At 64.9% G+C, this 13,541-nt stretch carries 17 protein-coding genes and 1 pseudogene; 13 read left to right on the top strand and 5 right to left on the bottom strand.

Translation table 11 applies throughout. From position 1 onward, the window contains the following. Positions 1 to 35: 35 nt before the first annotated feature. Complete coding sequence (pyrR, locus tag ACH6CV_RS04235; RefSeq protein WP_456356920.1) at positions 36 to 572, bottom strand: bifunctional pyr operon transcriptional regulator/uracil phosphoribosyltransferase PyrR; 537 nt, start codon at positions 570 to 572, stop codon at positions 36 to 38. A gap of 109 nt (positions 573 to 681) precedes the next feature. Here pyrR and ACH6CV_RS04230 point away from each other — a divergent pair, with 109 nt between their 5' ends. Together ACH6CV_RS04230 and ACH6CV_RS04225 are read left to right on the top strand one after the other, a co-directional pair. Further along, positions 682 to 1,347, top strand: a complete 666-nt coding sequence (locus ACH6CV_RS04230) for an MBL fold metallo-hydrolase (protein ID WP_456356919.1) — start codon at positions 682 to 684, stop codon at positions 1,345 to 1,347. A 39-nt stretch (positions 1,348 to 1,386) separates the two neighbouring features. Continuing rightward, a pseudogene (locus ACH6CV_RS04225) lies at positions 1,387 to 1,470 on the top strand (lactoylglutathione lyase); the annotation flags it as partial. A gap of 1 nt (position 1,471) precedes the next feature. Here the strand turns inward: ACH6CV_RS04225 and ACH6CV_RS04220 are convergent. Together ACH6CV_RS04220 and ACH6CV_RS04215 are read right to left on the bottom strand one after the other, a co-directional pair. Then, positions 1,472 to 2,683: a mannitol dehydrogenase family protein gene (locus ACH6CV_RS04220; RefSeq protein ID WP_456356918.1), complete on the bottom strand. Its 1,212-nt coding sequence runs from the start codon at positions 2,681 to 2,683 to the stop codon at positions 1,472 to 1,474. A gap of 57 nt (positions 2,684 to 2,740) precedes the next feature. Beyond that, positions 2,741 to 3,370, bottom strand: coding sequence for a regulatory protein RecX (locus ACH6CV_RS04215; protein ID WP_456356917.1), 630 nt, complete (start codon positions 3,368 to 3,370; stop codon positions 2,741 to 2,743). Positions 3,371 to 3,450: 80 nt separating this feature from the next. Here ACH6CV_RS04215 and ACH6CV_RS04210 point away from each other — a divergent pair, with 80 nt between their 5' ends. After that, on the top strand, positions 3,451 to 3,651 hold the full coding sequence (locus tag ACH6CV_RS04210; protein ID WP_456356916.1) for a hypothetical protein: 201 nt from the start codon (positions 3,451 to 3,453) through the stop codon (positions 3,649 to 3,651). A gap of 15 nt (positions 3,652 to 3,666) precedes the next feature. Beyond that, positions 3,667 to 3,951: a spore coat protein gene (locus tag ACH6CV_RS04205; RefSeq protein WP_456356915.1), complete on the top strand. Its 285-nt coding sequence runs from the start codon at positions 3,667 to 3,669 to the stop codon at positions 3,949 to 3,951. 104 nt (positions 3,952 to 4,055) lie between these two features. Here the strand turns inward: ACH6CV_RS04205 and ACH6CV_RS04200 are convergent, their stop codons facing one another. Together ACH6CV_RS04200 and lgt are read right to left on the bottom strand one after the other, a co-directional pair. Further along, positions 4,056 to 5,492: a nicotinate phosphoribosyltransferase gene (locus ACH6CV_RS04200; protein WP_456356914.1), complete on the bottom strand. Its 1,437-nt coding sequence runs from the start codon at positions 5,490 to 5,492 to the stop codon at positions 4,056 to 4,058. A 1-nt stretch (position 5,493) separates the two neighbouring features. Then, on the bottom strand, positions 5,494 to 6,285 hold the full coding sequence (gene lgt / locus ACH6CV_RS04195; RefSeq protein ID WP_456356913.1) for a prolipoprotein diacylglyceryl transferase: 792 nt from the start codon (positions 6,283 to 6,285) through the stop codon (positions 5,494 to 5,496). A 435-nt stretch (positions 6,286 to 6,720) separates the two neighbouring features. Between lgt and ACH6CV_RS04190 the strand changes: the two genes are divergently transcribed. The 9 genes from ACH6CV_RS04190 (at position 6,721) to ACH6CV_RS04150 (ending at position 13,390) form a co-directional block, all read left to right on the top strand. Beyond that, the gene (locus ACH6CV_RS04190; RefSeq protein ID WP_456356912.1) at positions 6,721 to 7,902 is read left to right on the top strand and encodes an HlyD family efflux transporter periplasmic adaptor subunit; all 1,182 of its coding nucleotides are present in this window, start codon (positions 6,721 to 6,723) and stop codon (positions 7,900 to 7,902) included. A gap of 9 nt (positions 7,903 to 7,911) precedes the next feature. Next, positions 7,912 to 8,607, top strand: a complete 696-nt coding sequence (locus ACH6CV_RS04185; protein WP_456356911.1) for a YggS family pyridoxal phosphate-dependent enzyme — start codon at positions 7,912 to 7,914, stop codon at positions 8,605 to 8,607. A 2-nt stretch (positions 8,608 to 8,609) separates the two neighbouring features. Continuing rightward, on the top strand, positions 8,610 to 9,350 hold the full coding sequence (sepF, locus tag ACH6CV_RS04180) for a cell division protein SepF (RefSeq protein WP_456356910.1): 741 nt from the start codon (positions 8,610 to 8,612) through the stop codon (positions 9,348 to 9,350). Positions 9,351 to 9,355: 5 nt separating this feature from the next. After that, positions 9,356 to 10,096: a YlmH/Sll1252 family protein gene (locus ACH6CV_RS04175; RefSeq protein ID WP_456356909.1), complete on the top strand. Its 741-nt coding sequence runs from the start codon at positions 9,356 to 9,358 to the stop codon at positions 10,094 to 10,096. A gap of 116 nt (positions 10,097 to 10,212) precedes the next feature. Continuing rightward, complete coding sequence (locus tag ACH6CV_RS04170) at positions 10,213 to 10,905, top strand: DivIVA domain-containing protein (protein WP_456356908.1); 693 nt, start codon at positions 10,213 to 10,215, stop codon at positions 10,903 to 10,905. A 114-nt stretch (positions 10,906 to 11,019) separates the two neighbouring features. Beyond that, positions 11,020 to 11,292 carry a DUF5665 domain-containing protein gene (locus tag ACH6CV_RS04165; protein ID WP_456356907.1) on the top strand — a complete coding sequence of 91 codons (273 nt, stop codon included), beginning with the start codon at positions 11,020 to 11,022 and terminating at the stop codon, positions 11,290 to 11,292. A 19-nt stretch (positions 11,293 to 11,311) separates the two neighbouring features. Next, positions 11,312 to 11,773, top strand: a complete 462-nt coding sequence (gene lspA, locus ACH6CV_RS04160) for a signal peptidase II (RefSeq protein WP_456356906.1) — start codon at positions 11,312 to 11,314, stop codon at positions 11,771 to 11,773. A gap of 29 nt (positions 11,774 to 11,802) precedes the next feature. After that, positions 11,803 to 12,672, top strand: coding sequence for an RluA family pseudouridine synthase (locus ACH6CV_RS04155; RefSeq protein ID WP_456357025.1), 870 nt, complete (start codon positions 11,803 to 11,805; stop codon positions 12,670 to 12,672). Between the two features lie 274 nt (positions 12,673 to 12,946). Next, entirely contained in the window at positions 12,947 to 13,390 is a 444-nt protein-coding gene (locus tag ACH6CV_RS04150) for a hypothetical protein (protein WP_456356905.1), read from the top strand. Positions 13,391 to 13,541 lie beyond the last annotated feature (151 nt).

Below are 13,541 nucleotides of genomic sequence, written 5' to 3'. Positions count from 1 at the left end.
CCATGACCGCTCACGCGGGGAAGGAGCGGTCCACCCTATCCCTCGAACAAAACCACTCCATCCTCGCCGTCCTGCTCAATCAAACGCACGGCGACGCGTTCAGAACGCGCGGTGGGCAGGTTTTTGCCGACGAAGTCGGGGCGGATCGGCAGTTCGCGGTGGCCGCGGTCGATGAGCACGGCCAGTTGCACGCGGTCCGGTCGGCCTAGGTCCATCAGCGCGTCGAGCGCGGCGCGCGCGGTGCGGCCGGTGAAGATCACGTCGTCGACCAGCACCGCGGTGCGCCCGGTGGGGGAGATGGGCAGTTCGACTCCGCGCACGCACGGGTCGGGCTGCTTCAGGCTTAAGTCGTCGCGGTAGAACGTGACGTCGAGCGCGCCGACCGGCACGCGCGCGCCCTCGATTGAGTGGATCGCCTCCGCGATGCGCTCGGCCAGCGGCGCGCCGCGCCGGCGGATGCCGATCAGCAGCAGGTCCTGCGCGCCGCGGTTGCGCTCGAGGATCTCGTGTGCGATCCGCGTGATCGCGCGCGCCATCGCGCGCTCATCCCAGATCACCGCCTTGGGCGTCATGGCAATCCCTCCCGGTTGTAAAGTGGCATGGATTGGACGAACCTGACAGGGCGGCAGTTGCATCGGCTCGCCTCGTGGGCATAATACCAATATGGAGGAGGTGTGGACGATGGCGCGCATTACCTACCACGGGCACAGCGGCTTCTCGGTTCGCACGGCCCAGCGGTTGCTGGTGTTCGACTACCTGGGCACGGGCCTTGACGATCCGGAGCCTTTGGACCGCGCGATCGCGTTCATCAGCCACGCGCACAGCGACCACAACCACCCGATCGTTCAGGGCTGGGCTCGGCAGGGGCTGTGCCATCTGGCAGAGGGATACGACGTGCACGGCGCGGGGTATGCGATGCGGCCGGGCGACAGCACGGTGATCGAGGGCGCGATCGTGCGCGCGTTCGGCTCGACCGATCAGGGCGTCAGCTTCTGGGTGGAGTCAAACGCCCTCAAGGTGTTGCACGCGGGCGATTTCAACCTGTGGCACTGGCGCGGCGAGGCCAATGCCGACTGGACGCGCAAGGCCGAGCGCGCATTTGAGGCGATTCTCAAGACCATGGAGGGACTGCCGGTCGACGTGGCGTTCTTCCCGGTCGACCCGCGCATGGGCGAAAACGCGGACGAGGGCGCGCTGCGCTTTGCCGAGCGCATCCGGCCCAAGCTGATCATCCCGATGCACTTCTGGGATCAGCCGCGCTTCGCCGAGCGCTTCGCCGAACAAAAGATGCCCGAGGGAACGCGCGCCGTCGCGCTCACCGAGCCGGGCGCGTCGATTGAGCTATAACATCCGGGAGGAACGCATATGACATTTGCCTTCGACCACATCTGCTTCGAGAACGAGGCGATGGGCGTGTACTTCATCGCCGACCCCGACGGCTACCGGATCGAAATCGTACCGGCGAGGTAAATTAAACGATCGGCCCGCGCGCGGCTACGCGCGCGCGGTCGGCGGCGCGGCGCAGCGCTCCGAGGTCGGCCCCGCCGGCGGCCAGCTCGTAGAGCGGCAGGATCAGAGCGGCGAGCGGGTCGTCCGCGCCGACGCCGGACACCGCCTCGAGCGCCGCGCGCGCGTTTCCGGGCGATTGCGGCTGGCCGGCGGCGTCCAGGTGCCCCATCAGCGCCGCCGCCGCGCCCAGCGCGATGAAGGCCGGAGTCACGCCTTGCTCAAGGCACAGCCGCGCCGCGCCGATCAGCCGGTCGGAGGCGCCCAGCTTGCGCACGGTGTCCGCACCCACGCGCGTGCAGGTGTCCATCAGCGCCCGGTTTTCGAAGCGCACGAGCAGGTCGAACGCGTGGTCGAGCAGCGGCGCGGGGTCGACGCCGTAGGCCTTGGCGAGCGCTATGGCGCTCTCGGTCATGGCGCTCTGGCAGATCAGCCGCGCGTCGGCGTTTTCCGCCACCTCGTAGATGTAGTTGCGCCCTTGCAGCAGCCCGAGGTAGGCCGCGATCGCGTGGCCGCAGTTGTGCAGGTACAGCTTGCGGCGGATGTAGAAGTCAAACGGCGCAAACGGCACCATGTTTGCGATGCGCGGCATCTCGCCCCGGCAGCCGGCGGCGTCCACCGGCAAAAAGCCGTAGCGCTCGACGCACACCCTGAGCGGATTGCCGTCCTGCATCTCGGGGGTCTGTACCGGCACCATCCGCCCGATCGAGGCCTCCATCAGCCCGACGTTTTCGTCAAACCAGGCGCGCTCAGCCATGTCGAGATGCTCCTTGATGAGCCTTGACAACACGTGATTGGCGTCGATCAGGTTCTCGCAGATGATGATGTTGAGCGGGGCGCGCGCGCGCGCGCGGCGCAGTTTGAGCCCCTTCGCGATGACCGGTGCGATGAACCCCATGACGTTCACGCCCACTGCGGTGGCCATGACGTCGGCCTCGGCGATGGCCTCGGCGGCGGCGTTCTCATCGCGGCCGTTGACTGCCTTAACCTCTGAGACGATCTCTTCCTCGTAGCCCTCGCTCGAGACCACCCGCACCGGGTAGGCGCGGTCGCGGTTCAGCGCATGAACCACCGGCTCGGCCACGTCGATGAAGGTCACTTCATAGCCCGATTTGCTAAACAGGTACCCGATGAACCCGCGCCCGATGTTGCCTGCGCCATACATGACCGCCTTCATAATGCGCGCCCCCGCTTCATTTGTTTTGACCATTATATCACGAACCGCCGCCGGGTTCTACCATTCGTCGTCGTCCGCGCTCAACAGCGCGTCGACCGCCGCGCCGATCGCGTCCCAGGAGAAGCCGCGCCGGGCGAGCGCCTGGCTAAGCTTCGCGCGCGCCGCGCGCGCGCCGATGTCCCGATAGCGCGGGTAGAGCTTCTCGGCCATTTGACGGCAGGCGGAGCGCTGCTGCTCATCGGTGAGCTGTTCGAGAGCCGCCTGTGCATCCTCGTCGCTCACGCCCTTGGCGCGCAGCTTTTGCTTGAGCGCGTAGCGCCCAACCGGCTTTTCGGCCTTGAGCTCCACCAGCCGCTCGGCCAGCGCGCGGTCGTCGATCAAGTGCGCCTCGGTCAGCCGCTCGAGCGCGGCACAAATCGCCGGGCGTACGAAGCCCCGCTGGGTCAGCTTTTTTTCGATCTCCGCGCTCGTGCGCGCGCTCAGTGACAAAAGCTTCAGCGCCGACTCGTAGCAAGCTTCCGCCTGCGCCGCCGCGACGCGGCCCAGGTATGCCTCGATGTCCACCGCCTCGCCCTCGGCGAGCGGGTACTTTTGGAAAAATTTTGCGCCTATGTCGCACGCTGCGCGGCCGTCCACCGCAACGCGCACCACACCGCGCGATTCATATAGACCCGTGACCACCGGCATGGGAAAAATCACCTCGCATCATACGCATGATTTGGGACACATTAGGAGCGATCCCGAGCAGAAAAAGGAGGGGAATGAACATGCCGAACAACGCCATTCAGACCAAGACCCTGACCATACTGGAAGATCAGATGCAGCACGAGTTTCTGGCTTGCAGAAAGGCGGAACACTATGCCCAGACATTCGAAGACCCTTCTCTTCGCGATCTGGCGACCAATCTCGCACAGCAACACCGGCAACGCTTTGGTAAGCTCTTCGGGTACCTGAACAGCCACGCGTAGAAGGAGGGTAATTCAGTGAAGAATCATATGGGACAAAGTGTTCTGACCGACCAGGACAGGATGGAAGATCTGCTGACCCAGGAAAAGCACCTGATCAGCACCTATGGCACGTTCATTCCCGAGGCTAACTGCCCGCAGTTGAGAACGATCTTGAACGACAACTTCAACGGCTGTGTGCAGAACCAGTACACCGTTTTTGAGAAGATGAGCCAAATGGGCTTATATCCGACCAAGAACGCTCCGATGCCCGAAGTGGATGCCGCAAGGCAGAAATTCCAGCAGATGCAAGGCCAGTTGTAAGCGGGTGGCGCAGATGCCGGGCCAAGCGAAGGATCGACGGGGGGCTGCAGCGCCAAAGGCGTTGCAGCCTTCTCCGTTCCCCACCCTAAAGGAGAGCGGGTTTCTCATGACGCCCCGTTCTTGTTTTGCAGCATCGACTGCTTGAGCATCCACAGGCCGTCCGACAGGTCCACCTTGTAGACATGCGGGTTCAGCATGCGCTTGTACTGCTCCCAGAAGGTGCCCAGATCCTTCTTCGCGTACGCCTGAATGTCTACGAGCGACGGGCTCTCATACACCTGGCGGCCGCCCACGAAGATCGGCACCTGCAAGACCTTGATGTGGTAGTCGGTCAGCGTCTTGCGCTTCCAGGTGTCGACCGGGTGGAAGATGGTCAGCGGCTGCGATTCGTCGAACTGCTCGTGCTCGAGCGCGATCAGGTCGGCCAGCGCGCGGCCGCTTTGGTTGTCGTAGATGCGCAGCAACTGCTTGACGCCGGGGTTGGTGACCTTGGCCGGGTTCTCGGAGATCTTGATCTTGGGGATCGTGCGCCCGTCCACAATCTCGGCCGAAAGCTTGTACACCCCGCCCAGCGCCGGGCAGTCCATGCTGGTAATCAGCTTGGTGCCCACGCCCCAGATGTCGATCTGGGCGCCCTGAAGGCGCAGGTCGCGGATCAGCACCTCGTCGAGGTCGCCCGACGCGCAGATTTTGGCGTTCGGGAATCCGGCCTCGTCCAGTATGTGGCGCGCTTCGCGGCTCAGGTAGGCCAAGTCGCCCGAGTCCAGCCGTACGCCCGCGGGCTCGTACCCCGCCGCGCGCAGTTCGCGGAACACGGTGATCGCGTTGGGCATGCCGCTTTTCAGCGTGTCGTAGGTGTCCACCAGCAGCAGGCAGCTGGCCGGGAAGCAGCGCGCGTAGGCGCGGAACGCGGTCAGCTCGTCCGGGAACGACATCACCCAGCTGTGCGCGTGCGTGCCGCGAACCGGGATACCGAACATCTCGCCGGCCAACACATTGCTGGTTGCGTCCGCGCCGCCGATCACCGCGGCGCGCGCGCCGTACAGCCCGGCGTCCGGGCCCTGCGCGCGCCGAAGCCCAAACTCCAGCACGCTCGTGCCCTCGGCGGCCTGCGCGACGCGCCGGGCCTTGGTGGCGATCAGCGTTTGATGGTTCAAGATGTTGAGCAGCGTCGTTTCGATCAGCTGCGCCTCAAAGATGGGCGCGGACACGCGCACCAGCGGCTCGCCGGGGAATACCACCGTGCCCTCGGGCACCGCATACAGATCGCCGGTGAAGCGCAGCTCGCCGAGCGCCTTGAGGAAGTCCTCGTCAAACAGGCCCAACGAACGCAGATAGGCGAGGTCCTGCTCGCTGAAGTGCAGCTCGTTGATGTAGTCGATCAGCTGCTCAAGCCCCGCGAAGATCACGAAGTTCATCTCATCCGATTGCTGGCGGTAGAACATGTCGAACACCGCCCTTGATCGGGTCTGGCCGGTCTTGAAGTAGCCGTACATCATCGTCAGTTGGTACAGGTCGGTGAGCATCGTAAGGTTTCTCATTTCATACGGGCCTCCCATCGTTTTCCGGGTCTTTGGTGTTTCTTCGCATCCACAGCACAATCGCGCAAATGACGCAGGCCGCCATGCTCAGCACCTGCGATACGCGAAGCCCCCCCAGCATCAGGCTGTCGGTACGCAGCCCCTCGACGAGGCCGCGCTCGAGCGCGTACAGTATGACGTACCACAAAAACAGATCGCCCCGGCGCTTGAAAGCGCGCCGCCGCTCCGCGATCAGCAGAGCGACGCACAGCAGCAGGCACCAGACCGACTCGTAGAAGAAGGTGGCCAGGTGCCACTGCCCGGTGGCCTCGATGAACACGCTCATCGGGAACCACATAAGCGCGGGATCTGCCACCGCGTAGCCGTAGGCTTCCTGATTGACGAAGTTGCCCCACCGCCCTATCGCCTGGCCCAGCGCGATCGTGGGCGCGACCAGGTCGGCAAGCGCCCAGAACGGCTGGCGGGTGACGCGCGCGTAGACGATGCCCGTCAGCACCCCCGCGATTACCGCGCCGTAGATCGCAAGGCCCCCGGATCGCAGATCGAAGATCAGCAGCGGGTTCTTGATGTAGTCGCCGAGCGAGAACAGCACGTAGTACAGCCGCGCGCCGATCAGCCCCATCGGCACCACCCACAGCGAAAGGTTCAGCGTGGTGTCGTGCGCAAGCCCCAGCCGCCGCTCGCGCGCCATGCACGTAAGCACCGCCAAGGCGATGGCCAGCGCCATCAAGATGCCGTACCAATAAACAGGAACGCCCGCCAGCGTAAAAGCCACTCGATCGATCACAGGCATGTGAACCCTCCTGAAGCAGTCTGCGCAAACCAATCCCCGCGATCCGGCTTGATCTTTTCCGCCCGGCCGCGCCGCTCCCAGGCAACCGCTGATGAAATCCCGCGCGCGGCGGGGGCGGCATGTCCGCCATCTCGCGCCCGAAAAATCCTCGGCGTAGCGCCGCTACGCCGCAGCGAAGGCTCCCCGCCGGACGAAAAGACCTTTGCGTCATATCGCGGACTTGGGTTTCGCAGACTGCTTGATATTATCTCATTTTACCCCACCGCTGTCAATCGCTACCGCCCGCGCGCGATAATTTACCCGCGCGCAACCAAAACACCCGTATCGCGCCTTGTTCTGGCGGGTATGTGCGCTTTTTTGGGTTGCGCTTGATTGCATGAGCGGGTATAATAGCATAATGTGAAGAATTATGTTCCTCGATAAAGGAGATTGCGAATGCGCAGAAAGAGGGTCACGGGCAGGTTCTATGTGTTTCTGGTCCTGCTTTTGATCGGCGGGTACTTTGTGCTGCGCGAGCTGTTTCCCAAGCCGGCGGGGCTGGCCATGGTCACCGAGGGCTTTTCCAACTATACGCGCAGCGTGGACGCGGTGATCGTGCGCGACGAGCAGGTGGAGGGATACGAGGGCACGGGCCGCATCGTGTACATCGCGGCCGAGGGCGCGCACCTGAACGAGGGCGACCCGGTGTGCGACGTGTACTCGGCCGGTTATTCTGAAAAGGAAATGGTCAAGCTCGACGCGGTGCGCAATCTGATCCGCGCCTACCACGAAAAGAAACTCGACAACATCAAGGACGCCGGGCTCGAGCGGCTCGAGCAGAAGGTGCAGGCGAACGCCCTTGAGATCAAGACGCTGGTGCGCCAAAAAGCGAGCGGCAGTCTGCTCAACCTCGAGCGGCAGCTCGAAGCGTCGATGGCCGAGCGCCAAGAGTACCTGCGCAAGACCAACCTGCAGGATGCGAAGCTGATCCCGCTCTACGACGAGGAAAAGAAGCGCTTGGGCGCGATCGAATCGTGGCAAAACAAGGCCGTTGCGCCCCGCGCCGGGGTGGTCAGCTTCTACCTCGACGGCTACGAGGATCAGCTCCGCGCCGACAACCTGTCAGAGATCGGCCTTGCCACCGTGCGCGCCGTACTGGATGGGCGCAAGCCGGACGCGGCCAAGTCGCGGCTGACCACCAATGTGTTTCGCATGGTGTCGATCGACAAGTGGTACATCATCCTGCTGTCGGGCGATCCCGACTGGAATCCGGTCAGCGGCCAGCCGATCTCGTTTCAGATGGTCGGCTTCCCCGACGTGAGCTATACCGGCACCGTGGTGCGCGCGCAGAAGAGCGAGGGCGCGGTCATGGCGCAACTGGAGATCCGGGGCGAGTTGGGCCCGTTAATCAACCAGCGCAAGGGCAAGGCCGAGATCGGCGCGCAGCTGTCGGGGCTGATCGTGCCGCTGCGCGCGCTGACCGAGCAGGCCGGGCAGCAGGGCGTGTGGCTGAGCGACGTGCCGGGCGGCGGCACCTTCATCCCGGTGGAGGTGCTCTCGCGCGGCGGCGGCAACGCGCTGATCAAGCCGATCAAGGAAGGCACGCTTTCCGTCGGACAACGCGTGCTGATTAAGTAGGTGACACAGATGAACGAGTCGCAGATCGCGGCGAATGTCGCACGGTGCCGCTCGCGGCTTGGCGAGGCGTCGGCGCGCTACGGCGCGCCCGAGCTGCTCGCCGTGACCAAGACCATGCCGCCGGAGGTCGTCAATCTGGTCTACGCAGCGGGCGTGGCGCGCATCGGCGAGAACCGGGTGCAGGAGCTTTTGCAGAAATTACCCGCGTTAAATCGAGGTTTTACGGTCGAATTGATTGGACAATTGCAGACGAATAAAGTAAAATACATCGTGGATTGTGTATCAAGGGTGCAGTCGCTCGACCGCATGGCGCTGGCGCAGGAGCTCGACCGGCGCTGTCAGGCGCGCGGTCGCGCGATGCCCTGCCTGGTTCAGGTCAACATTGGGCGCGAAGCGCAAAAGGGCGGCATTCCCGAGGATGAGTTGCTTGCCTTTGTGCGGAAGGCGGCGCGCCTTAAGGGGATTGCGATCGAGGGGCTGATGGCCGTCGCGCCGATCGCGGGCGACGCCGAGCAGGTGCGCCCCTACTTCCGGCGGATGCGCGCATGGTTTGAGCGCTTGCAGGGCGAGGCCATCGCCAAAGTCAATATGGATACGCTGTCGATGGGCATGTCGGGGGACTACGTGGTTGCCGCCGAAGAAGGCGCGACATTGGTTCGTTTGGGCAGTGCGATCTTTGGCAGCCGGTCAATTCGGGAGGCGTAGACATGGCGGGTCGATTCAATAAAATTCTGGAATTCATCGGGCTGGTGGACGACGAGCAGGAGGACGAGTTCGACCAAGGCAGGAGGCCCATGGGCGGACAGACCTATGGCGCGCCGCAGGGTCGGCGCGCGCCGCAGCCGCCGTCCCGCGCGCGCGACTACGACGACCGCGCGGGCGGGCGCTACGCCTCGCCCGCCCGGCCCGACTACGACGCGCGCCAGCGGCGCGATGCCTACAGCAGCGCTCCGCCGCCCCGCTACGGCTCCGATTACCGAAGCGGAAGCGGTACGCCGCGCGGCGACTACGGCGCGGCGTTTTCGCGCGACCGTCAGCCGCCCTACCGGCCCGAACCGCGGCCCCGCGACCCGCTGGAGGACGAGTTCGAGCGCGCGCAACAGCGCCCGCCCAGGGCCGAGCGCGAACCGCGCGGCGGCGCAGAGGGGCGCGGCGGCAATGTGGTGCCCCTTCGGCCGCAGCCGCCGGCGGGCCATCAGACCGTCATCTACTACCTGCGCAGCCTCGAGGAGTGCCGCGAGGTAATCAACGATCTGCTGGACGGCAAATCGGTGCTCTTAAACCTCGAGGACATGGACGAGCGCTCGGTGCAGCGCAGCATCGACACGCTGTGCGGCGCGGCGTTCGCGCTGGGGGCCACGCTGCGCAAAGCCTCGGAGAAGACCTACCTGATCGCGCCCAACAATGTGATGGTGGCCAGCACCAACGACGACGGGCGGCGGTATTAAAGCAGATGGACGACGTGCTGTTCAAGCACCTTTCCGATTTGGCGCGCGGTGCGTTCAAACGAGGCGACGCGCGCTTTTCGCGTTTTCTGGATCCTGCGGAGCGCGCGCACGCGCGCCGCGCCGCGGCCGAGGCCGGGGTGCAGGCGGCGTTTTACGGCGGCTACCCGGACGCCGAGCGCGCGGTCTGTGCGTTCTACATGGCAGACGCGCCCGACGAAGCCGACTGGCCGGTCGTCTGCGTGCGGGCAGCCTGGGACGCCCGCTTCGGCGAGGCCGCCCACCGCGACCTGCTGGGGGCCGAGATGGCGCTGGGGCTCGACCGGGCGTGTTTGGGCGATATCGCGATGGGTAAGGATGCCGCCTACCTGTTCGCGCTCGAGGACGCGGCGCGCTATCTGGAGGGCAACCTGACCGGGGCCGGGCGCTGCAAGCTGCAACTTATGCGCGTGGACGGGCCCGGGCCGCTCGCCGAGCCCGATGGGTGCGTGAAGCGCATCACCGTCGGCTCGATGCGCCTGGATGCGGTGGTGTCGGGCGCGTACAACCTGTCCCGATCCGAGGCGCAGCGGCTGATCGCGCGAGAGCTCGTCAAGCTCAACCACGTGCCGGAAGTCCGCGCGGACGCGCGCGTTCGGGCGGGCGACCTGATCTCGGCGCGCGGCTACGGGCGCGCGAAGCTGCTTCATGAAGCCGAGGAGACGCGCAAGGGCCGCCTGGCGCTTCAACTGATGGTATATGGCGGATAAATTTACATCTATATGCAGAGGATTTTGCGCATGCATGGCGAATACAAGATGGATAAGGGTTATTCTACCTTTTATTTGTGACGCGGTTTTTTGGCCGCGCTGAAGGGATGGTGCGCATGATCACCGTAAAGGACATTCGCGATCGGGAATTCTCGGTGCAGAAGCACGGCTACCACGAGGACGAGGTGGATGAGTTTCTGGACGAGATCGCCGACCAAATGGAGGCGCTGATCCGCGAAAACCGCGCGTTGGTACGGAAGGCCGACGAGGCCAAGGACGCACAGGCGCGCGCCGAGGCAGCGCAGGCCCGCGCGGAAGAAGGCCGACGCGAGGCGCATGAGCGCGCCGAGACGGCACAGGCGCGCGCGGAGGCGCTGAGCCAGGCGCAGGCCGAGGCCGAAGCCGTTCAGCAGGCCGCCGAACCCTCGGTGAACGACTCGGGCTACTTTAAAAACCTGGAGGCCACGATGCGCGAGGCGCTGATGACCGCCCAGCGCATCGCCGACAAGACGGTGTCCGACGCCGAGCGCCAGTCGGAGGAGTCGCTGACCGCAGCCCGGCGGCAGGCCGAGCAGGCGGTCGCCGAAGCCGAGCAGCAGGCCACGCAGACCGTCGCTGAGGCCGAACGGCAGGCCGACACGCTCAAGGCGGACGCCCAGCGCGAGGCCGACGAGGTGCGCGAGAACCTGCGCAAGGAGACCGAGCAGAACAAGGCGCAGCTCGACGCGATCAAGCAGGCGGTCACGCAGCACAAGGCGCTGTTCATCGGCCTTTTGCAGGAGCAGCTCAAGCTGCTGTACGGCAAATAGGTTTTGCACCTCATCAAACCCTGCCGCGCGCGGCAGGGTTTTGGTCGTTCCGCTGAATGGAAGGACGACCGCGTGGCACAATATGGGGGAGACCTTTGCTGGAGGCGGCCCCATTTGAAAGAAGAGATGATCGACCGGCTGGAGCAGATCGCCGGGCGGTTTGAGCGGATGCGGCTGACGGACTATCTGCGCTACGTAAATGACAAGCGCCGGTTTTTCACCGTCAATTTTTTCGCGGGCGTGATGCACGGGCTGGGTATGGCGGTCGGGTTCACGCTGCTGGGCGCGGTGCTGGTGGTGATTCTGCAGCGCGTGGTCACCCACAACATCCCGCTGATCGGCGACTTTCTCGCCGAGGTCGTGAAGGTGGTCAAGAGCCGGTCATAATTCACATAAGGAGCGATTCATGGAGAAAAACTGGTGGATAGGGCCTGCGATAATGCTGTTGGTCGATCGGCTCACCAAGCTGTGGGCCGAACGCATTTTACAGCCGATCGGTACGACGGACGCGCTGCCGGGGCTGTTCCGCTTCACCTACGCGCGCAACACCGGCGCGGCGTTTTCGATGCTCTCAGGCAACAATTGGGCGCTGGCGCTGGTCAACGGCGTGATGATCGCCGTGGTGCTGACGCTGCTATTTCGGGCCAAGGGTTTGAACCGGCTAACGCGCTGGGGCCTGCTGCTCGTGGCGACCGGCGGGCTCGGCAACCTGATCGACCGGCTCGTCTACGGCTACGTGATCGACTTCATCGAGCTGACCTTCATGCGCTTCGCGGTGTTCAACCTGGCCGACGTGCTGGTCAGCGCGGGCACGGTGCTGGCGGCGTCGGGCATGCTGATCGGCGACAAGAAGGGGCGTGCGGCGTGATCTGGAACGTGGACGAGGCATGCGCGGGCATGCGCTTGGACGTATACCTTTCGGAAAACACCGGCGTGACCCGTTCGCGCGCGGCGGCGCTGATTAAGGCCGGGGCGTGCACGGTGGACGGCCGGCCTCCGGCAAAGTCCGGGCTGATGCTGCGGTCCGGCATGAAGGTGGCCTTCGAGGCGCCCGAGGCGACGCCGGCACGCGCCGAGGCGCAGCCGCTGCCGCTCAAGGTGGTCTATCAGGACGGCGACCTGGCGGTGATCGACAAGCCCAGCGGCATGGTGGTGCATCCGGCCGCCGGCAACTGGGACGGCACGCTGGTCAACGCGCTGCTCTACCACCTCGAGGGGCTGTCGGGCATCGGCGGCGAGATCCGGCCCGGCATCGTGCACCGGATCGATAAGGATACGTCGGGCCTGCTGCTCGTGGCCAAGAACGACCGCAGCCATGTGATTCTGTCCGAGCAGATCAGGGCCCATTCGCTCGAGCGCGCCTACCGCGCGATCCTGATCGGCAACCCGCGCGAGGAAACCGGCCGGGTAGACGCGCCGATCGGCCGGCACCCGTCGGATCGCAAGAAAATGGCGGTCGTGTCAGGCGGGCGCGAGGCGATCACCGACTGGACCGTGCTCGAACGGTTGCGCGGGGCCTGCCTGATCGAGGCGCGGCTCAAGACCGGGCGCACCCATCAAATCCGGGTGCACATGGCGTCGATCGGCCACCCGGTGCTGGGCGATGCGGTGTACGGGCCGAAGAAATCGCCTCATCCGGTCCAAGGGGGGCAGCTGCTGCACGCCTGCCGGCTGGGGTTCCTGCACCCCACGACCGGCGAACACATGACCTTTCAAGCTGAACCCGAACCGAGGTTTCTGGACTGGCTGAACCGGCTCCGGACATGACAAAAATTGGTTGATCGCTCAGCGGCAAGAATTATTACCACCATAGCTTCGCCGTCCACGGCGCACAATAATAGTGGTCTGACGATCACAGGAGGTGCGGGAGATTGCGAGGAATTTTTTCGTCCGGCAAGGAACTGGAGCGCAGGCGTAGCAGCGCTACGTCAAGCGGAAGGCGACGCGGCCGGACGGAAAAAGATCCGCAAGATACCGCGGCTACCGTGGCTGTCAGACCACTCAGGACCCATTGTCCGGCCATGTGCGTGGAGGCGATTTTTTGAGGAACATGAAGGCGCTGATCGGCCGGCCGGTGTTGATGAACGGCGAGCCGATCGGCCATGTGACGAACGTGGAACTGGACGAGGCGCTCGCGCGGATGAACGCACTGTACGTGGACGGCGGCTTCTCGGGCACGCGCCGCATCGGCAGGCATGCGGTCCGGTTGTTGGGCGAGGTCTCGGTGCTGGTGGACGACTTCGGCAAGCGCGCGCGGCCCAAGGACAACGCCTTGCGGCGCGCCCGCACGAGCGACGGCTGCCGCGTGGGCGCGGTGACCGGCGCTCTGCTGGACGAGGAGACGCTGGAAGTAAAGGCGCTCGAGCTGTCCCGGGGCTACTTCGACGACCTGTTCACGGGCCGGCAATGGGTCACTCGGTACGCGGTAAATCTTGCGAGCGGCGACGTGCTGATCGAATCGGAAGGAGGGACGGATCATGGGTGACGGATGGATCAAGGGCATTGCGTGGGGCGCGCTGGCGGGCGTGTCGGCGTGGGCGGTGGCTTCGATGATGGACCAGCGCACGCGCAGGCAGGTAGTGAAGGCCGTGGCGGGCGCGACGGACAAGGTGATGGGGAAGGCGGAGCAGATCATG

This window comes from Anaerozeibacter quisquiliarum, assembly GCF_051162045.1.
In the GTDB taxonomy this organism is placed as follows: Bacteria; Bacillota; Clostridia; order Christensenellales; family Aristaeellaceae; genus Anaerozeibacter; species Anaerozeibacter quisquiliarum.
The sequence above is the reverse complement of the archived record's forward strand: the minus strand, read 5'-3'. Positions and strand labels throughout refer to the sequence as shown.

What these genes read in the sequence shown, in the direction of transcription:
- pyrR (WP_456356920.1), bottom strand. Translation starts at nt 572, where the DNA reads ATGACGCCCAAGGCGGTGATCTGGGATGAGCGCGCGATGGCGCGCGCG.
- ACH6CV_RS04230 (WP_456356919.1), top strand. Translation starts at nt 682, where the DNA reads ATGGCGCGCATTACCTACCACGGGCACAGCGGCTTCTCGGTTCGCACG.
- ACH6CV_RS04220 (WP_456356918.1), bottom strand. Translation starts at nt 2,683, where the DNA reads ATGAAGGCGGTCATGTATGGCGCAGGCAACATCGGGCGCGGGTTCATC.
- ACH6CV_RS04215 (WP_456356917.1), bottom strand. Translation starts at nt 3,370, where the DNA reads ATGCCGGTGGTCACGGGTCTATATGAATCGCGCGGTGTGGTGCGCGTT.
- ACH6CV_RS04210 (WP_456356916.1), top strand. Translation starts at nt 3,451, where the DNA reads ATGCCGAACAACGCCATTCAGACCAAGACCCTGACCATACTGGAAGAT.
- ACH6CV_RS04200 (WP_456356914.1), bottom strand. Translation starts at nt 5,492, where the DNA reads ATGAGAAACCTTACGATGCTCACCGACCTGTACCAACTGACGATGATG.
- lgt (WP_456356913.1), bottom strand. Translation starts at nt 6,285, where the DNA reads ATGCCTGTGATCGATCGAGTGGCTTTTACGCTGGCGGGCGTTCCTGTT.
- ACH6CV_RS04190 (WP_456356912.1), top strand. Translation starts at nt 6,721, where the DNA reads ATGCGCAGAAAGAGGGTCACGGGCAGGTTCTATGTGTTTCTGGTCCTG.
- ACH6CV_RS04185 (WP_456356911.1), top strand. Translation starts at nt 7,912, where the DNA reads ATGAACGAGTCGCAGATCGCGGCGAATGTCGCACGGTGCCGCTCGCGG.
- sepF (WP_456356910.1), top strand. Translation starts at nt 8,610, where the DNA reads ATGGCGGGTCGATTCAATAAAATTCTGGAATTCATCGGGCTGGTGGAC.
- ACH6CV_RS04175 (WP_456356909.1), top strand. Translation starts at nt 9,356, where the DNA reads ATGGACGACGTGCTGTTCAAGCACCTTTCCGATTTGGCGCGCGGTGCG.
- ACH6CV_RS04170 (WP_456356908.1), top strand. Translation starts at nt 10,213, where the DNA reads ATGATCACCGTAAAGGACATTCGCGATCGGGAATTCTCGGTGCAGAAG.
- lspA (WP_456356906.1), top strand. Translation starts at nt 11,312, where the DNA reads ATGGAGAAAAACTGGTGGATAGGGCCTGCGATAATGCTGTTGGTCGAT.
- ACH6CV_RS04155 (WP_456357025.1), top strand. Translation starts at nt 11,803, where the DNA reads ATGCGCTTGGACGTATACCTTTCGGAAAACACCGGCGTGACCCGTTCG.